This window comes from Peteryoungia desertarenae (genome assembly GCF_005860795.2).
Lineage (GTDB): Bacteria > Pseudomonadota > Alphaproteobacteria > Rhizobiales > Rhizobiaceae > Allorhizobium > Allorhizobium desertarenae.
Genome location: NZ_CP058351.1, coordinates 519,820 through 536,161, shown reverse-complemented (window position 1 = coordinate 536,161; position 16,342 = coordinate 519,820). Strand labels below are relative to the sequence as shown.

Genomic DNA, 16,342 nt, shown 5'->3' with positions numbered 1-16,342 from the left:
CGCAGGCAGCCCGTCGCCAGGAAAACCAAAAGGGGGATGACCATGGCTGAGGCACTTCTCGCCGCGCGCAGCCTGTCGAAGAATTTCGGTCCGAACGCAGTTCTCAAAGGGTTGGAATTCGAAGTCCATGAAGGGTCTTGTGTCGCGCTCTGCGGAGAGAACGGCGCCGGCAAATCCACACTGATCAAGCTGTTGACCGGGCTTTACGAGCCGAGCGAGGGTCACGTGGAATATCTCGGTCAGAAGCGCGTGTGGTCTGGTCCCCGCGAAAGCCTTGAAGCCGGGATTGCGGTCGTCCATCAGGAATTCTCCACGATCGGCGCGCTTTCGATAGCCGAAAACGTGCTGCTTGGCGCAGAACCGAAAACGAGTCTTGGCTTGATCGATCGGCAGAGGCTCAACGGGCACACCCAGGCACTGCTCGATGGGCTCGGCATTTCTCTCGACCCGAGAACGCTGGTCGATCAACTGTCTGTTGCAGACAAGCAGATGGTCGAAATCGCAAAGGCGCTGCGCTCGGAAGCCAGAGTGCTGATCCTCGACGAGCCGACAGCCGTGCTCAGCCAGAACGAGACGCGGCACCTCTTCCGATTGATCGAAGGCCTGAAGCGCAAGGGCCTCGGGCTGGTCTATGTTTCTCACCGGCTCGACGAGATCTTCGAAATCTGCACCGACATCACCGTCATCAAGGATGGCGCCGTGACGACCCGCGGTCCCGTCTCGGACTATACCCATGGCAGCGTGGTCAAGGCCATGGTCGGACGTGAGCTTGGTGACATGTTCCCGCCGAAGAACCGGGCCATGTCAGCAGCCGCTCGCGTGCTCCTCGTTCGCGACTTCGTGGTGGCGCCTGCAAGCCCTCCGGTCAGTTTTCATGTCGATGCGGGCGAGATCCTCGGTCTGGCGGGTCTGGTCGGATCGGGTCGCACCGAACTCGCCCGCGCGATCTATGGCGCCGACCAGGGAACCGGCACGGTCGAACTCATGGGCGAGCCGCTGGAGAACCGGTCACCCGCCGGTTCCATCGAAGCCGGGCTCCTGATGCTGACCGAGAGCCGCAAGGACGACGGCCTGTTTCTTGAAAGCTCCGTTGCACGGAACTTTACGGCCACCACTCCAGGGCTTGGAGCGCATCATGCCAACATTCCGCCCGGCTTCGAGGAGCGCCGTGCGCTTGCGATGAAGGATCGGTTCGGCGTCGTCGTCGATCATGTCGGGCTACCGATCAGCGCATTGTCAGGCGGCAATCAGCAAAAGGTGCTGATTGCGCGGCTTCTGGAAAACCGCCCCAAGCTTCTGATCCTCGACGAGCCGACGCGCGGCGTCGATGTCGGTGCAAAAGCCGAAATCTACAAGATCCTGAGGCAGCTTGCCGCCGATGGTATGGCCATTCTCGTCATCTCGTCGGAACTCATCGAGATCGTCGGCCTTTGCGATCGCGTGTTCGTGATGCGCGACGGCGAATTCGCGTGCGAACTCGGCGGTGACGACATCACCGAAGAAGCAATCATCAGCGTGGCGACCGCCGAAACCGAAAGCCACCATGGAGTGCGTGACCATGTCTGATCTCATTCGCGCGACGCGGGCCGGTCCGGTTCACCTTGTCGTCCTCGCGCTGACCGTTCTGGTCTTTGCCATCGGCGTCTATTCTTCCGACCGGTTTGCGACACCGCTCAACCTTGCCAATGTTCAGGATCAGATGGTGGCGCTTGCCATCGTCGCCTTGGCACAGACGATCGTGATCCTCTCGGGTGGCATCGATTTGAGCTATGCGGGTGCGCTGAGTGCCATGTGCGTGGTCTTCGCCATGCTCGCCGGAGACGACCCGGCGAGCTTTTCGCTCGCCGTGGTCACGGTTCTCGCCCTCGGCGTCGGAATCGGCCTCATCAATGGCGGCATCACCGCCCATGTCGGCATCCATCCGCTGATCGTGACGCTGGGGACCTCGACCATTCTGGCAGGCGCGGCGCTCCTGCTGACCAATCAGCCGACCGGATCGGTTCCGGTCTTTTTCGAGGATTTCGTCTATGGGCGCGCAGGCTCGGTCCCCTACGGCATGATCTTCGTCATGGCGCTCTACGTTCTGATTGGCACAATGCTCTGGAAGACCCGTTTCGGCACGCGCATCTATGCCATCGGCGACAACGAACATGCAGCCTCCATCTCAGGTCTGCCGGTGCGACGGACCAAGGTCTTTGTCTATGTGCTGAGTGGTGTTATCTGCGCAATCGCCGCAATCTACATGACCGGCCGCTTCGGCGTCGGTGATCCGCGGGCGGGCGTCGGTTTCGACCTCAGGTCGATCACTCCGGTGATTGTCGGCGGGACGCTGCTCGCCGGTGGGCGCGGCGGTGTGCTCGGTACCTTCCTTGCCGTCATTCTTCTCGCATTTCTCGGAAATGTTCTCAATTTTCTCAACGTCTCAAGCGCGTTCCAGTGGATCGTCGAAGGACTGATCATCGTGGCCGCCGTTTCGTTCTTTGCACGGAGGACCGGAAAGTGAGCGACATTGCGTTGAAACCCGTGACGTCCTCCGCCCGCAGGAACAAGGACACGGTCCGCGCACGCAACCGCCGCGAAGTCTGGATGCTGCTGGCGTTCCTTCTCGCCATCTGGGCCGTGACCGCCTTGCTCAGTCCGCGATTTCTCAATCCTGCGAACCTGCGAGACATTCTGGTTCTGGCCGCCCCGCTCGGGTTTGTAGTCATCGGTCAGATGATCGTCATCATCGTGCGCGGCCTCGATCTGTCGGTCGCCTCGATCATGGCGACGGTGGCCGTTCTCGCGATTGGACTCGGAGACAATGTCTTTGTCATCATGGCGCTCGGGCTGATGCTCGGGGCGGCGATGGGAGCGTTCAACGGCTATCTGGTGGCCTACCGGAACGTCACACCGTTTCTCGCCACGCTTGCGACGATGATCGTGCTTCAGGGCGTTCGGTTCGCCTATACGGGTGGTGCGCCGTCGGGCACCTTGCCGGACGGCCTCCGCTTCCTCTCCACCGGTACGATTGCTGGTGTGCCAGTGTCTCTTCTCCTTCTCCTCGCCGTCGCGTTCTGCGCACACTGGATGCTTGAACGGACAATCCTCGGTCGCCGTTTCAAACTTTACGGCGTCAATCCGCAAGCAGCCCGCATGACGGGCGCACCGGTTCGGTTTCTGGTGGTCCTGGCGTTCACGATCTCGGGCTTGATGGCCGCGATCGGTGGTCTGGTCCTGGTCGGCTATGTCGGCATCGTCGACAACTGGACCGGTCGCGGCTATGAACTGGACAGCATAGCGGCGGCGGTCATCGGGGGCGCTGCATTGACAGGTGGCAAGGGGTCTGTGCCCGGTGCCCTCCTTGCGGCGTTGATCCTCGTTTCGCTCTTCAACATTGTCGTGATCCTGGGCATGTCCATTGAACTGCAACTGGTGATCAAGGGGACGCTGATCATTTTGGCGGCGGCAGTGTATATGAAGCGGAGAGACAATTGACCGCCGGATTGTTCGATGCCGCACCATGTCCCGACAAACCTCTCAAGGATCGCCGCCATCCTCGGATCGTTCGATGCGCACAATTCACCGCGGCGCAGTGCCGAGATCGTGGCGGAAGTCGGGATGAGTATCGGCACCGGCTACGGACTGATCCGCGCTCTCGTGAAGACGGGTTGGCTGGTGCGGGTCGATCATGGCTGGATTGCCATCGGGCCGCGCGCGAGGGAGCTCATGTACGGACCGCTTGAACCGGCAGCCGCCCTGAGCGATGCACCTGCCGTGATTGCCTTCAAGGAGCGCAAAGTCCGGGAAAGTGATGAGCAGACCCAGATTGGAGAAACCTGGCGGCCTGACCTGACCGAGGTGGTCGAAACGAGCCATTTTGCGCTCTCCCGCCCGGTGCGCATCGGATTTGCCAACGCGTCGCTCTCGAATTCATGGCGGCTTGGGCTGCTCGCGAGCATGGAATATGCCCGCCGCCTGAACGATAAGCGGATTGCGGATTTTATCAAACTGTCCGCAGACGACGACGCAAGTCGGCAGACGGCCCAGATCGATACACTGGTCGCATCCGGGATCGACCTCCTGATTGTCAGCTGCCCGAACATCAACAATCCGGCGCTCAACGATCAATTGCTGGCTCTTTCGAAACAGGGGCTTCCAATTGTCGCTCTGGACCGGCGCCCGAAAGATCCGTCAAGCCTGATATCGTTTGTGACGGCATCCGACAGTCGGATCGGGCGTATGACGGCGCAATGGATGGTCGAGAAACTGAAACCGGGCAGTCGCATCTGGATGCTGTCGGGCATCGAGGGAGCAAGCCCGGCGATCCGGAGGCAATCCGCGGCGCTGACTGTCTTTTCCAATTCGCCGGGCGTGATTGTGGAAGCCGTTTCATCAACGGACTGGACGGAAGCTGGCGGTTACAAGGCCGTGGATCGGCTGCTCGAACAATCGGATGGGCGTTTGCCGGATGGTGTCTGGTGCGACAGTGGTCTGCAGGGTGTCGGTTCGCTGCGCCGGTTTCTCAAGCATGGTGGAACGATTCCCGCTCATACCGGCGGTGACCTGAACGGCATGTACAAGCTGGTGCTCCACCATAAGCTGCCCTTTGTCGCCGTTGACTATCCTGCTGCCATGGGTGCCCGCGCCATTGAAGTGGCACTTGACGTCCTGTCCGGTCGACCAGTCCGTCGGCGGGTGGAGGTAGCCGCGCCCGTTGTCATGCCCCGGGGCATGGAAACTCCAACGATACGGGCCGACATCTGGGCGGAAGCCCATGTGCGCTGGGACCTGCCCGATGAGGCCATCCTCTCGCAAGGACCCAGTCTGCGCGATGTCAAGCCGGCGAATGTCACAAGGAGACCTGTTCGATGAGTGGTTCGCACACTGCCTATGAGAAAGCGGTCGCCCTGTTTGCAAAGATCATGAACGCGCCGAACACCGAACTGTGCACCAGGCCGGCCGACCTTGCGCGGGCATTGGATCGGTCCAGCTCGACCAATTTCCGGGCTATCGCCGAGGCGGAAGCCGCCGGCCTGATCAAGCGCGATCTGCGAAAGCACTACCTGAAGGGCGCTGTGGCCCGCCGTATCGGCTTTTCCGCATTCGGCTTCGGTCAGGTTTCCGACATTGTCGAGCCCATCCTCATCGACGTTCGGGAACGGACTCGACGGTCGTCGATCATCGGGGTCATCGACGGTGATCGTCTTTTCGTCGGTCCGTTCTCCATGGGGCGCGGGCGCGATTACACCTGCCCCGATCAGCTCTACGGCACTGATCCGACAGACCTCGCCAATGCACAAGTCGAATGCGTGCTCCATCCGCTCGCCGGGGGCAAGCCCGGTCTGACGCTTCGTGCGCTGGCGTTCCATGTGGCCGGCGCTCACGCCGGGATAGTCGGCGTGGTCGCCGCGCACGGGTTTGAACGCTCGAGCGAAGAGACGTTCGACGTTCTGGAGGTTGCGCGCTCGCGGCTGGCGGACAGCAACAAGGCTCAGGGATGAATGACATGTCGCTTCAGAAACCGGATGGCTGGCTCAAGTTTTCGGCAATCATTCCCGATTTCCAGTTGTGGCTGCAGCGGATGGCCAGTGACAGCAAGCCCGTCGCAAACGCGCTGCGGCTACAGCGTGAAGCCTATGGACGCGATGACCGGCAATGGTTCGAATGGGGTCACGGTTCAGGCACTCTGCCGGTTGTTCCCGTGATGGTCCATGGCGGCTACTGGCGGGCGCTGCACGCAGCCGATCACCGATTCGTCCTGCCCGCACTCTCGAAACTCGGCGTCGGCGTCGCAAACATAGAATACCGCCTCATGCCGGAGACGCGGATGGAAGGCCTCGTTGCCGATGTCGTCGACGCCTTCGAAGCTCTTTCCCGCCGATTTCCGGATGCACGGCTGCTGCCGCTCGGCCATTCCGCAGGGGCACATCTGGCGCTGGCCGCCCTTGGCGCGAGACGGGAGCTGGAGACGCGCCTCGCCGGTGTGGTGAGCGTCTCGGGCGCGTTTGATCTGGAACTCGTTTCCAGATCATTCCTGCAAACGGAACTCGTCTTGACGGGCCATGAAGTCGAACGCTTCTCCATAAAGACCGCGCCGCAGGTCCCGGCCCTGTTTGCATTCGGATCCGAAGAGACCACGCCGTTCCCGATGCAGGCCGAGCATCTGGCCTCGACGTCCGCTGCCGCCTGTGCAGTTTCGGTCTCCAGAAGCCATCATATGAACGTCCTCCACAACAGCCTCACGGGAGACGCGCCCTTGCTGCCGCTCATCCGGAACTGGCTGGCGGGCGAGACCCTTCCCGGATCAATCGAGGTGAGACAACCATGACCCGAGCTTTCAATCTTCCCGACGAAGGTCTGTTCGTCGGTCGCGTCTGGTCGCCGGAGGCGGATGGACCTGTGGTCGTCCGTCTTGACGGTGCGGATGTGATCGACATCACGTCGCGCCACCTGCCGACGATGCAGTCCCTTCTCGAACAGCCGGACGTGGCACAGACCGCCCATCGCGCGCAGGGAAGCCGGCTTTGCAGGCTTGAAGACCTTGCGGCAAACGCGGTGGAGGAGCCGCGTCCCGGCGAGCCACGACTTCTCGCCCCTTGTGATCTGCAGGCGGTCAAGGCCTGCGGCGTCACTTTCGTTTCCTCGATGCTGGAACGGGTGATCGAGGAAAAGGCGAAGGGCGATCCCAGGAAAGCCGAAGGCATCCGCGAGCGCTGCTCGTCGATCCTTGGCGACAGCCTCCGCAGCGTTGTTCCGGGATCGGAGAAAGCGCTTGCGCTCAAGGCCGCGCTGATCGCCGACGGGGTCTGGTCGCAATATCTGGAAGTCGGCATCGGCATGGACGCGGAGGTGTTTTCCAAGGCCCAGCCGATGTCGTCGGTCGGCTCCGGCGCCGCTGTGGGCCTGCATCCGGTATCATCTTGGAACAATCCCGAACCGGAGGTGGTGCTTGCCGTTTCACCCACGGGCGTCATTGTCGGCGCGACACTTGGCAATGATGTCAACCTGCGCGATGTCGAGGGACGTTCCGCGCTGCTTCTCGGCAAGGCAAAGGACAACAATGCTGCCTGTTCCATCGGCCCCTTCATCCGGTTGTTCGACGCGACTTATTCCCTGGACCAGGTGCGCAATGCCAAACTCGATCTCACGGTTACGGGACCGGATGGCTACGTGCTGAAGGGCAGCTCCTCCATGTCAGAGATCAGCCGTGATCCCGCCGATCTCGTCGCTCAGGCGATGGGCCGTCACCACCAGTATCCAGACGGAATGATGCTCTTCCTCGGAACGCTGTTTGCTCCGACCGATGACAGGGACGTGCCGGGCGAAGGCTTCACACACAAGCTCGGTGACGTGGTCGAAATCCATTCCGATGATCTTGGGACCCTCAGCAACACCGTTCGGCTGTCAACCGAAGCGCCCGAATGGACCTTCGGAACCTCGGCTCTGATGCGAAATCTCGCCCGACGCAACCTGATCTGAGCCGATCAGGCAAAGATCACCGGCAAGCATTTGATCGCGGGCGAATGGATCGCCACGAAGAAGCGGCACCATCCCGATGCCGGCAAGCGTTACTGTCGCGCAAAAATGGCGTGAAGCCGAAGATTGATCCGGCACGTCGTTTGATCCCACGGTGATCCTGCTCGATCAGATTTTACAGGTGCCGGCTTTGGCGGATGTGGGTTGGCCTGGGGTGAAGACGTCGCCGTTCCGGCCATCCGCTGCTTATCGCAGGAAATGATGGCTTGCCTGTTCGTCTGGCTGCCGCGAGGGCCCGAAGCTGGCCAAACCAGAAATCAACGGTGTCTGCGACGCTATCGATGGCCCGATAAGGATACATCCGTCGACCCCGGACCTTGATGCGGGTCTCGTCTGCCGTCGATTTGCCAGTCACAGCCCGCTTTCTGCGGTTGAAGCGATTAAGAATCAAGGGCGAGAAGCCCAGGATCCACCCATGGATCGTCGAAAGATCCAGGCTGAGGCCTCGTTCGGCGATCATTTCCGTCAAGTCGCCAAGGCTCAGGCCCCGTGCCAGATACCAGGGAACGAAGAGCAAGATGATCAACGGGACAAACATGCGGCCTTCGGACATGGTCGTCCTCGAAAACATCGAGAAGTGACAATCGGCAACCGGTTGACGAAAGTTCTGCAACACAGCCCTGCCTGGTGCCGGACCGTGTTTGATACTCTCGCGGGTGTCATTCATTCAATGTTGGAAGCGCGCTCCATCGAGTTGATATCCGGAATGCCAAACAAAGCAGTTGACACCAGTTTTGGATCGTTCCATAAACATTGGAACGATCCAAAATGATTGTCTCGGGAGGATACATATATGCGGTGGGCCCTGATCGGAGCCAGCACAATCGCGCGTCAGTACATGATCGGCGCCATCCGGGCCGAGCACGGCGAGATCTCGCATGTTCTGAGCGCATCAGCGGAGCGCGCTCGTGCCTTTGCGGCTGAGCACCACATTTCAGCTTCAGCCACTGATCTCGATACACTTCTGGCCGATCCAGAGATCGACGCGGTCTACATATCGACAACGAATGAAAAGCATCTGCTGCAGGCCCTGGCCGCCCTGCATGCGGGCAAGCACGTTCTTTGCGAAAAGCCGCTCGCGCTTGCGGTTGATCATGCGGTTGCCATGGTCCGTGCCGCCAAAAAGGCCGGGCTCGTCTTTGCGACCAATCACCACCTGCGCTGCTCCGGCAGCCATCGCGCCGTGCGCGAACTCATCATGTCTGGCCGGATCGGCAAGGTGCTTTCCCTTCGTTTGCACCATGCTGTCTTCTTGCCGCCCCACCTTCAGGGTTGGCGAATCAGTTCGCCAGAATCCGGTGGAGGCGTCATCCCGGATATCACCGTCCACGATGCCGACGTAGCCCGCTTTCTGCTGGGTGAAGACCCTGTTTCGGTCGTGGCGCAGATGACCAGTTCCGGTCTCGGCAACGGCGTCGAGGATTCGGCCATGTCCGTCTGGACCATGCCGTCAGGTGCCATGGTGATGAGCCATGAGAGTTTTACCCATCCCTTCGCCGGTTCGGGGCTCGAGGTGCATGGTACCCAAGGCTCCATTTTCGCCCGCGATGTCATGACACAGAACCCGATCGGCTCGGTGGAGCTGGTGACCGGATCTGGTCGCCAGACCATCGCGTTTGAACAGCATGACTTGTACCGGGAGGGCGTCCGACGCTTCCAGGCCGCCGTTGCCGGAGAGGGCGAGCCGGCAGCTACCGGTCTCGATGGTGTGAAGTCGCTCGCAGTGGCGCTTGCTGTTCGTGATGCCGCAGAACGCGGTGTACGGATCGCCGTCAATTATGGAGATATGCATTGAGCAAGCTCGTCGCTCCCGCTGAGGCCGTCGCGCGCATCCCCGACGGCGCTGTCGTGACAGTGTCCTCGTCATCGGCGCTTGGTTGCCCCGATTTCGTCCTGGCCGCGCTCGGTCGAAGGTTCGACACGGAAGGCCATCCAGGCAATCTCACCATGCTGCATCCGATCGCCGCCGGCGACATGTACGGGGTGAAGGGCATCGATCACATCGCAAAGGACGGGTTGATCCGTCGCGTGCTCGCTGGCTCCTACCCCTCGGGTCCTTCGACCCTGCCCATGCCCGAGATCTGGAAGATGGTCGTCGAAGACAGGGTCGAGGCCTATAACGTGCCCTCCGGCATCATGTTTGACATGCATCGTGAAGCAGCTGCGCGGCGGCCCGGCGTTCTGACCCGCATCGGTCTCGACACCTTCGTCGATCCTGTCCGCGAGGGCTGCGCGATGAATGACAGGGCAGCCGCCCGCCCCATCGTCAGCCGCGTCGAGTTTGCCGGCGAAACCTGGTTGCACTTCCCCAATATCTATCCGGATGTCTGCATTCTCCGGGCCACCACGGCCGACGAGCGCGGCAATCTCACCTATGAACATGAGGGCGCCTATCTGGGCGGGCTCGAACAGGCAATTGCGACACGCAACAATGGCGGCCTTGTCATCGCCCAGGTCAGCCGCATGACCGCAGCCGGCAGCCTTCGCCCCCATGACGTGCGCGTGCCGGGCCATCTCGTCGACCTCGTTGTCCTTGATCCCGAGCAGAAGCAGACCTGCGAGACACCCTATGATCCGGCAATCTCCGGTCAGATCATGCGCCCATGGTCGAGCTTTAAAACTGCCGAGCATGGTGTCGAAAAGATCATCGCCCGCCGCGCAGCGCTCGAATTGAAGGCGGGTATGACGGCCAATCTCGGCTTCGGCATCAGCGCGCAGGTGCCGCGCATCCTGCTGGAGGAGGGGCATCCCGAGGCTGTGACCTGGGCAATCGAGCAGGGTGCCGTCGGCGGCATGCCGCTTACCGATTTTGCCTTCGGCTGCGCCTCGAACGCCGACGCTTTCGTGCCGTCGCCGCAGCAGTTCATCTATTTCCAGGGAGGGGGTTTCGATGTGTCTTTCCTCTCCTTTCTGGAGGTGGACGTAGAAGGCAATGTGAATGTCTCGAAGCTCGGCAAGAAGCCCTATCTGACGGCCGGCTGCGGCGGCTTTGTCGATATCACGGCCCATGCGAAGAAGATCGTCTTCTCCGGCTGGTTCGAGGCCGGTGCCGCCGTCGACCTGACCGAAGACGGCATCCATGTCCGCAGCCCCGGCAAGTTCACCAAGATGGTCGACAAGGTCGAGCACGTCACCTTCTCCGGCAGGAGAGCCCGTGAGCAGGGACAGGATGTGCTCTACATTACCGAGCGTTGCGTCATGCGGTTGACGCAGGGTGGCCTTGTCGCGACCGAGATCATGCCGGGCATTGATCTTGAACGGGATATCGTCGCGGCATCGCGGGGCAGGGTTCAGGCTGCCCCTGACGCTCGCGTGATCTCCACGGCGCTGCTGTCGAAAGCTCCCATGGGATGGACACCATGAGCGCCGTTCACCTGAAGATCACCGATGGCATTGCCGAGGTTCGGCTGGACAATCCGGCCAAGCTCAATGCCTTCACGATAGAGATGCTGGAGCAGTTTTCCGACCATCTTGCTCTGCTGGATCGCATTGCGGACATTCGCTGCGTCATTGTCACGGCCCAAGGCGATCGTGCCTTCTGCGCCGGGGCTGACATCAATGCCTGGGGCGATCTGACGCCAGCCGAATTCGCCCGGCACTGGGTGCGCGACGGGCACCGTATCTTCGATCGCCTCGCGCGGCTTTCCAAGCCTGTGATCGCGGCCATGTCAGGCCATGCCTTCGGTGGCGGTCTGGAACTTGCCGCCGCCTGCGACATCAGGGTCATGGCACCCTCAGCCACGATCGCCCTTCCGGAAGCCCATGTCGGCATCGTACCCGGCTGGTCCGGCACGCAGCGCCTGGCTCGACTGCTGCCTGAGCCGATCCTCAAGGAGATGACCCTGTTCGGTCGCCGCATCACTGCCGAGCGCGCCCAGGCTTTCGGCTTCATCGCCGAGGTTTCGGCAACGCCTGAGGAAACGGCCCAGGTGATTGCTCGCTCGGTTCTCAGCCTTTCGCCGCGCGCCGTGGAAGTCGCAAAATTCATGATCCATGCCGGCCGTGGCGAAGACCGCGACGCCATGATCGAGGCGCTCGGCAGTGCCGCAATTGCCGCCAGTACTGATCGCGACGAAGGTGTCGCCGCCTTCCGGGCGAAACGCAAACCCGCATTTTCGGGAGAATGACATGAACGACATGACCATGACCACTGCCGTCGCCCATCCGCTGCCAGTGGCGCCCTTCGAGGGCCGCCACCTGATCGACGGGATCTGGCAGGGCAGCGCCGATGGCGCGACCTTCGACAGGGTTTCGCCCTCGCATGGCCTTGTCGTCAGCCGCTCCGCGCGTGGCGGTGCGGCGGAAACGGAAGCCGCGATAATGGCTGCACGGCGGGCCTTCGACAAGGGCACATGGAGCCGTGCAACGGGCAAGGAGCGCTCGACGCTGCTTCTGAAAGTTGCCGATCTCATCGAGGCCAATGTCGAGCGCATGGCGCTCGTCGAAACACTCGAAAGCGGCAAGCCGATCTCCCAGGCGCGTGGCGAAGTCGCAGGCGCCGCCGATCTTTGGCGGTATGCGGCTGCGCTTGCCCGCACGCTGCATGGCGACAGCCATAACTCGCTTGGCGAGGACATGCTGGCTGTCGTGTTGAAGCAACCGATCGGCGTCGTTTCGATTATCACGCCCTGGAATTTCCCCTTCTGGATCCTCAGCCAGAAGCTGCCCTTTGCGCTGGCGGCGGGCTGCACCTGCGTGATCAAGCCGTCGGAAATGACGCCATCAACGACCGTGATGCTGGGCGAGCTGCTGATCGAAGCGGGATTGCCTGCCGGTGTTGTCAACATCGTCCTGGGCTTCGGACAGCCGGTCGGTGCGCTGATGGCGGAACATCGGCATGTCGACATGGTGAGCTTCACCGGCTCCACCGCCGTCGGCAGGGCGATCAGTGCCGCAGCTTCCAAGACGCTGAAGAAGGTGGCACTCGAACTGGGTGGCAAGAACCCGCAAGTCGTTTTCCCGGATGCCGACCTCGATGCAGCAGCCGACGCGATCACCTTCGGGATCTATTTCAATGCGGGCGAATGCTGCAATTCCAGCAGCCGCATCATCGTGCATGAAGACGTCGCGGAAGCGCTGGTTGAAAAGGTCGTTTCGCTTTCCCGCAAGGTCGCCTTCGGCGATCCGCTCAATCCCGAAACCCAGGTCGGCGCAATCATCTCAAAGGCTCATCAGCAGAAGATCGCAGCCTATGTGCGCGATGCGGTAGGATCAGGCGCCACGCTTGCCCTCGGCGGGGAGGCCATCCGTCATCCCGCCCTGCCCGGTGAGTTCTTCGGACCGACCGTGGTCACCAATGTCCGACCGGATATGCCGATCGCCCGCGAGGAGGTCTTCGGCCCGGTACTTGTCGTCCTGACTGTCAAGACATTCGAAGAGGCCGTCGCGCTCGTCAATGACGCGTCCTATGGCCTGTCCGCCGGTGTCTGGAGCGAGAACATGCATACCTGCCTTGCCTTCGCGCGACGCGCGGAAGCCGGCACCGTCTGGACCAATACCTGGATGGATGGCTTTCCGGAAGTCGCCTTTGGAGGCTTCAAGCAGAGCGGGCAGGGCCGCGAGAATGGCCGCTACGGCCTTGATGAATTCCTGGAGATCAAATCGGTCGTGATGCGCATCGGCAAGACGAGGCCGAACTGGGTGCGCGACTGACTTCCGGAACGATTGAAAACAGCGCATCAAACAGGAGGAACAACATGCGTAGCCTTTTCAAGACCATGCTGATTACCGGTACGATGCTGGCGGGGACCGCCGGCATCTCTCATGCCACCGATGTCGAGGTGCTCCATTGGTGGACCTCAGGCGGTGAAGCTGCAGCGCTCAACGTTCTGAAGGAAGATCTGAACAGCAAGGGCATCGGCTGGGTCGACATGCCGGTTGCCGGCGGCGGCGGCGAAGCCGCCATGACCGCGCTTCGCGCCCGCGTCACGGCAGGCGATCCGCCGACTGCTGTACAGATGCTCGGGTTCGATATCCTCGACTGGGCAGAGCAGGGCGCGCTTGGCAATCTCGACGAAGTTGCAAACGCCGAAGGCTGGGACAAGGTGGTGCCGGAAGCGCTGCAGAAATTCTCGAAATACGACGGTCGCTGGATCGCAGCGCCCGTGAATGTTCACTCGACAAACTGGGTCTGGATCAACAAGGCAGCCCTCGATGCAGCCGGTGGCAAGGCGCCGGAGAGCTGGGACGAACTCGTCGCCGTCCTCGACAAGATGAAGGCGAACGGCATCACGCCGCTCGCCCACGGCGGTCAGCCCTGGCAGGACGCAACCGTCTTTGATGGCGTCGTTCTGTCCAAGGGCAACGACTTCTACAAGAAGGCCTTCATCGATCTCGACGAAGCCACGCTCACCGGTCCCGACATGGCCGATGCCTTTGATCGCCTGATCAAGCTGCGTAGCTATGCCGATGACAACTTCTCGGGTCGCGACTGGAATCTCGCCTCCGCTATGGTCATCGAGGGCAAGGCCGGCATGCAGATGATGGGCGACTGGGCGAAGGGCGAATTCCTGAAAGCCGGCAAGAAGCCGGGCGAAGATTTCGTCTGCATTCGCTTCCCCGGAACGCAAGGGTCGGTGACGTTCAACTCGGACCAATTCGCCATGTTCAACGTCGAGGGTGAGGAGAAAATCAAGGCGCAGATGGCCATGGCGTCTGCGATCGAAAGCCCGAAATTCCAGTCAGCCTTCAACGTCGTGAAAGGATCCGTCCCGGCCCGCACGGATGTGCCGGATACCGATTTTGACGATTGTGGCAAGAAGGGCATGAAGGATCTGGCAGAAGCAAGTTCTGCCGGTTCCCTCTTCGGCTCGATGGCCCATGGCCATGCAGCACCCGCTGCCGTGAAGAACGCCGTCTATGACGTCGTGACCAAGGCCTTCAACGGTGGCTTCGCGGATGGTGCCGAGGCAGCCAAGGCGCTCGGGGAAGCCGTCGCCGCTGCAAAGTAACCTCCCGTCGCGAGTGGCCTCCTCGTCACTCGCGGCCCCTCCGACGCCGTCTGGAACTGAGAGGCGGCGTCGGTCTATCCTCAAATACAGGGAGAACCCTCATGACAAGCTCGACTGGGGCTGACTTGCGCACGCGCATCCAGGACTGGCTGCCGAAGGTGGTACTCGCACCGTCCTTTGCCGTTACCCTGCTGTTTGTTTACGGCTTCATCCTGTTCACCATCTTCCTGTCGTTTACCGGCTCCAAGATGCTGCCGCTCTACACCTTCGTCGGCTTCACCAATTACAGCCGGCTCTGGGCCCAGGAGAACTGGCACATCGCGATCAGCAATATCGCGGTCTTCGCAAGCCTTTACATCATCATTTGCACGGCACTCGGTTTGATGCTGGCGATCTTCCTGGACCAGAAGATAAGGGGCGAGGGACTGCTGCGCCCCATCTATCTCTATCCGATGGCACTCTCTTTCATCGTCACGGGCACGGCATGGAAGTGGTTTCTCGATCCGGGCATCGGTCTTGAACGCATCATGCGCCTCTGGGGCTGGGAAAGCTTCTCCTTCAACTGGATCAAGGACAACGACATGGCGATCTATACCATCGTCATCGCAGCTGTCTGGCAGACCAGCGGCTTTGTCATGGCAATGTTTCTCGCCGGTCTGCGCGGCATTGACAACGAGATCCTGAAGGCCGCCCAGATCGACGGTGCCTCAAGTTTCCAGCTTTACCGGCGTATCGTGATCCCCATGCTGCGGCCTGCCTTTCTCTCCGCTTTCGTCATCTTGAGCCACCTCGCGATCAAGTCTTATGACCTCGTCATCGCGCTTACCGGCGGGGGCCCGGGCCGTGCCACCGAAATGCCGGCGACCTTCATGTATTCCTACACCTTTACCCGCAATCAGATGGGCGTCGGCTCCGCCTCTGCCGTGATCATGCTGATGACCATAGCGGCCATCATGGTTCCCTATCTCTACGCCGAACTGAAGGAGAAGAACTGATGTCTGCCGTCAGTCAGGACCCCGCCGTCAGGACGGGTCGCGTCACCCGCATGTTCATCTACCTGGTGCTTCTTCTCTTCGCTCTGTTCTACCTGTTGCCGCTCTATGTGATGGGCATCAACTCGCTGAAGCCGCTGCCGGAAATCACCGGCGGGAACATGATGGCGCTGCCTCAAACCTGGACTCTGGACGCCTGGCGCTCTGCCTGGTCGACGGCCCAGATCGGTGTTTCGCCCACCGGCCTCAAGCCCTATTTCCTCAATTCGATCCTGATGGTCGTGCCGGCCGTCGCCATCTCGACGATCCTCGGGGCGCTCAACGGCTATGTCCTCACCAAATGGCGCTTTCGCGGTGACACGATCATCTTCGGACTGATGCTTTTTTCCTGCTTCATTCCGTTCCAGATCGTGCTCATCCCGATGGCGCTGGTGCTCGGCAAGCTCGGGCTCGCCGGCTCTGTTCCGGGACTGGTTCTCGTGCATGTGGTTTACGGCATCGGCTTCACCACGCTCTACTACCGCAACTACTATGCCACCTTCCCGACCGAACTGGTCAAGGCGGCCCAGATCGATGGTGCCGGCTTCTTCCGCATCTTCTGGCGCATCCTGTTGCCGGTCTCAGGCCCGATTACCGTCGTGTCCGTCATCTGGCAGTTCACCAACATCTGGAATGACTTCCTGTTCGGCGTCTCCTTCGGCGGCACCAGCCAGCCGATGACTGCGGCGCTGAACAACCTTGTTCAGTCCTCCACGGGCGTGAAGGAATACAACGTACACTTCGCGGGCGCGATCATTGCAGCCCTTCCCACACTTCTCGTTTACGTCGTCGCCGGGCGCTATTTCGTGCGCGGACTGATGGCCGGTTCAGTCAAAGGATAAG

General features: G+C 61.1%; 16 protein-coding genes. 15 read left to right on the top strand and 1 reads right to left on the bottom strand.

Annotation, left to right across the window (positions count from 1 at the left end; all coding sequences use genetic code 11):
* The first annotated feature begins 42 nt into the window (after window positions 1–42).
* The 7 genes from FE840_RS19850 to FE840_RS19820 are packed head-to-tail and all read left to right on the top strand — an operon-like array spanning window position 43 to window position 7,461.
* Window positions 43–1,566 (top strand): sugar ABC transporter ATP-binding protein, encoded by a 1,524-nt coding sequence (locus tag FE840_RS19850; RefSeq protein WP_171033800.1) that lies wholly within the window; start codon window positions 43–45, stop codon window positions 1,564–1,566.
* Window positions 1,559–2,503 carry an ABC transporter permease gene (locus FE840_RS19845; RefSeq protein WP_171033801.1) on the top strand — a complete coding sequence of 315 codons (945 nt, stop codon included), beginning with the start codon at window positions 1,559–1,561 and terminating at the stop codon, window positions 2,501–2,503. The genes FE840_RS19850 and FE840_RS19845 overlap by 8 nt, the downstream gene beginning before the upstream one ends.
* Window positions 2,500–3,477: an ABC transporter permease gene (locus FE840_RS19840; protein WP_138289140.1), complete on the top strand. Its 978-nt coding sequence runs from the start codon at window positions 2,500–2,502 to the stop codon at window positions 3,475–3,477. Before FE840_RS19845 ends, FE840_RS19840 begins: the two co-directional genes overlap by 4 nt.
* A gap of 15 nt (window positions 3,478–3,492) precedes the next feature.
* Complete coding sequence (locus tag FE840_RS19835; RefSeq protein WP_138289141.1) at window positions 3,493–4,854, top strand: substrate-binding domain-containing protein; 1,362 nt, start codon at window positions 3,493–3,495, stop codon at window positions 4,852–4,854.
* Entirely contained in the window at window positions 4,851–5,483 is a 633-nt protein-coding gene (locus FE840_RS19830; protein WP_138289142.1) for an IclR family transcriptional regulator, read from the top strand. The genes FE840_RS19835 and FE840_RS19830 overlap by 4 nt, the downstream gene beginning before the upstream one ends.
* Before the next feature lie 5 nt (window positions 5,484–5,488).
* Window positions 5,489–6,310, top strand: coding sequence for an alpha/beta hydrolase (locus tag FE840_RS19825; protein WP_171033802.1), 822 nt, complete (start codon window positions 5,489–5,491; stop codon window positions 6,308–6,310).
* Window positions 6,307–7,461, top strand: coding sequence for a fumarylacetoacetate hydrolase family protein (locus FE840_RS19820; protein ID WP_138289144.1), 1,155 nt, complete (start codon window positions 6,307–6,309; stop codon window positions 7,459–7,461). The genes FE840_RS19825 and FE840_RS19820 overlap by 4 nt, the downstream gene beginning before the upstream one ends.
* Before the next feature lie 172 nt (window positions 7,462–7,633).
* Here FE840_RS19820 and FE840_RS21230 read toward each other — a convergent pair whose 3' ends face one another.
* Window positions 7,634–7,978: a DDE-type integrase/transposase/recombinase gene (locus FE840_RS21230; RefSeq protein WP_425502241.1), complete on the bottom strand. Its 345-nt coding sequence runs from the start codon at window positions 7,976–7,978 to the stop codon at window positions 7,634–7,636.
* On the opposite strand from FE840_RS21230, the gene FE840_RS21020 reads away from it, so the two are divergent.
* The 8 genes from FE840_RS21020 (at window position 7,934) to FE840_RS19780 (ending at window position 16,341) form a co-directional block, all read left to right on the top strand.
* Window positions 7,934–8,290 carry a hypothetical protein gene (locus FE840_RS21020; protein ID WP_246318954.1) on the top strand — a complete coding sequence of 119 codons (357 nt, stop codon included), beginning with the start codon at window positions 7,934–7,936 and terminating at the stop codon, window positions 8,288–8,290. The genes FE840_RS21230 and FE840_RS21020 overlap by 45 nt on opposite strands.
* Before the next feature lie 21 nt (window positions 8,291–8,311).
* On the top strand, window positions 8,312–9,313 hold the full coding sequence (locus FE840_RS19810) for a Gfo/Idh/MocA family protein (RefSeq protein ID WP_138289146.1): 1,002 nt from the start codon (window positions 8,312–8,314) through the stop codon (window positions 9,311–9,313).
* Complete coding sequence (locus FE840_RS19805) at window positions 9,310–10,881, top strand: acyl CoA:acetate/3-ketoacid CoA transferase (RefSeq protein WP_138289147.1); 1,572 nt, start codon at window positions 9,310–9,312, stop codon at window positions 10,879–10,881. The genes FE840_RS19810 and FE840_RS19805 overlap by 4 nt, the downstream gene beginning before the upstream one ends.
* Complete coding sequence (locus FE840_RS19800) at window positions 10,878–11,645, top strand: enoyl-CoA hydratase/isomerase family protein (RefSeq protein ID WP_138289148.1); 768 nt, start codon at window positions 10,878–10,880, stop codon at window positions 11,643–11,645. The genes FE840_RS19805 and FE840_RS19800 overlap by 4 nt, the downstream gene beginning before the upstream one ends.
* 1 nt (window position 11,646) lies before the next feature.
* Window positions 11,647–13,170, top strand: a complete 1,524-nt coding sequence (locus FE840_RS19795) for an aldehyde dehydrogenase family protein (protein WP_138289149.1) — start codon at window positions 11,647–11,649, stop codon at window positions 13,168–13,170.
* A 44-nt stretch (window positions 13,171–13,214) separates the two neighbouring features.
* Entirely contained in the window at window positions 13,215–14,468 is a 1,254-nt protein-coding gene (locus tag FE840_RS19790) for an ABC transporter substrate-binding protein (RefSeq protein ID WP_138289150.1), read from the top strand.
* A gap of 101 nt (window positions 14,469–14,569) precedes the next feature.
* Window positions 14,570–15,463 (top strand): carbohydrate ABC transporter permease, encoded by an 894-nt coding sequence (locus FE840_RS19785; RefSeq protein ID WP_138289151.1) that lies wholly within the window; start codon window positions 14,570–14,572, stop codon window positions 15,461–15,463.
* Entirely contained in the window at window positions 15,463–16,341 is an 879-nt protein-coding gene (locus tag FE840_RS19780) for a carbohydrate ABC transporter permease (RefSeq protein ID WP_138289152.1), read from the top strand. Before FE840_RS19785 ends, FE840_RS19780 begins: the two co-directional genes overlap by 1 nt.
* Window position 16,342: the final 1 nt, after the last annotated feature.

What these genes read in the sequence shown, in the direction of transcription:
- FE840_RS19850 (WP_171033800.1), top strand. Translation starts at nt 43, where the DNA reads ATGGCTGAGGCACTTCTCGCCGCGCGCAGCCTGTCGAAGAATTTCGGT.
- FE840_RS19845 (WP_171033801.1), top strand. Translation starts at nt 1,559, where the DNA reads ATGTCTGATCTCATTCGCGCGACGCGGGCCGGTCCGGTTCACCTTGTC.
- FE840_RS19835 (WP_138289141.1), top strand. Translation starts at nt 3,493, where the DNA reads ATGCCGCACCATGTCCCGACAAACCTCTCAAGGATCGCCGCCATCCTC.
- FE840_RS19830 (WP_138289142.1), top strand. Translation starts at nt 4,851, where the DNA reads ATGAGTGGTTCGCACACTGCCTATGAGAAAGCGGTCGCCCTGTTTGCA.
- FE840_RS19825 (WP_171033802.1), top strand. Translation starts at nt 5,489, where the DNA reads ATGTCGCTTCAGAAACCGGATGGCTGGCTCAAGTTTTCGGCAATCATT.
- FE840_RS19820 (WP_138289144.1), top strand. Translation starts at nt 6,307, where the DNA reads ATGACCCGAGCTTTCAATCTTCCCGACGAAGGTCTGTTCGTCGGTCGC.
- FE840_RS21020 (WP_246318954.1), top strand. Translation starts at nt 7,934, where the DNA reads ATGGATCGTCGAAAGATCCAGGCTGAGGCCTCGTTCGGCGATCATTTC.
- FE840_RS21230 (WP_425502241.1), bottom strand. Translation starts at nt 7,978, where the DNA reads ATGATCGCCGAACGAGGCCTCAGCCTGGATCTTTCGACGATCCATGGG.
- FE840_RS19810 (WP_138289146.1), top strand. Translation starts at nt 8,312, where the DNA reads ATGCGGTGGGCCCTGATCGGAGCCAGCACAATCGCGCGTCAGTACATG.
- FE840_RS19800 (WP_138289148.1), top strand. Translation starts at nt 10,878, where the DNA reads ATGAGCGCCGTTCACCTGAAGATCACCGATGGCATTGCCGAGGTTCGG.
- FE840_RS19795 (WP_138289149.1), top strand. Translation starts at nt 11,647, where the DNA reads ATGAACGACATGACCATGACCACTGCCGTCGCCCATCCGCTGCCAGTG.
- FE840_RS19790 (WP_138289150.1), top strand. Translation starts at nt 13,215, where the DNA reads ATGCGTAGCCTTTTCAAGACCATGCTGATTACCGGTACGATGCTGGCG.
- FE840_RS19785 (WP_138289151.1), top strand. Translation starts at nt 14,570, where the DNA reads ATGACAAGCTCGACTGGGGCTGACTTGCGCACGCGCATCCAGGACTGG.
- FE840_RS19780 (WP_138289152.1), top strand. Translation starts at nt 15,463, where the DNA reads ATGTCTGCCGTCAGTCAGGACCCCGCCGTCAGGACGGGTCGCGTCACC.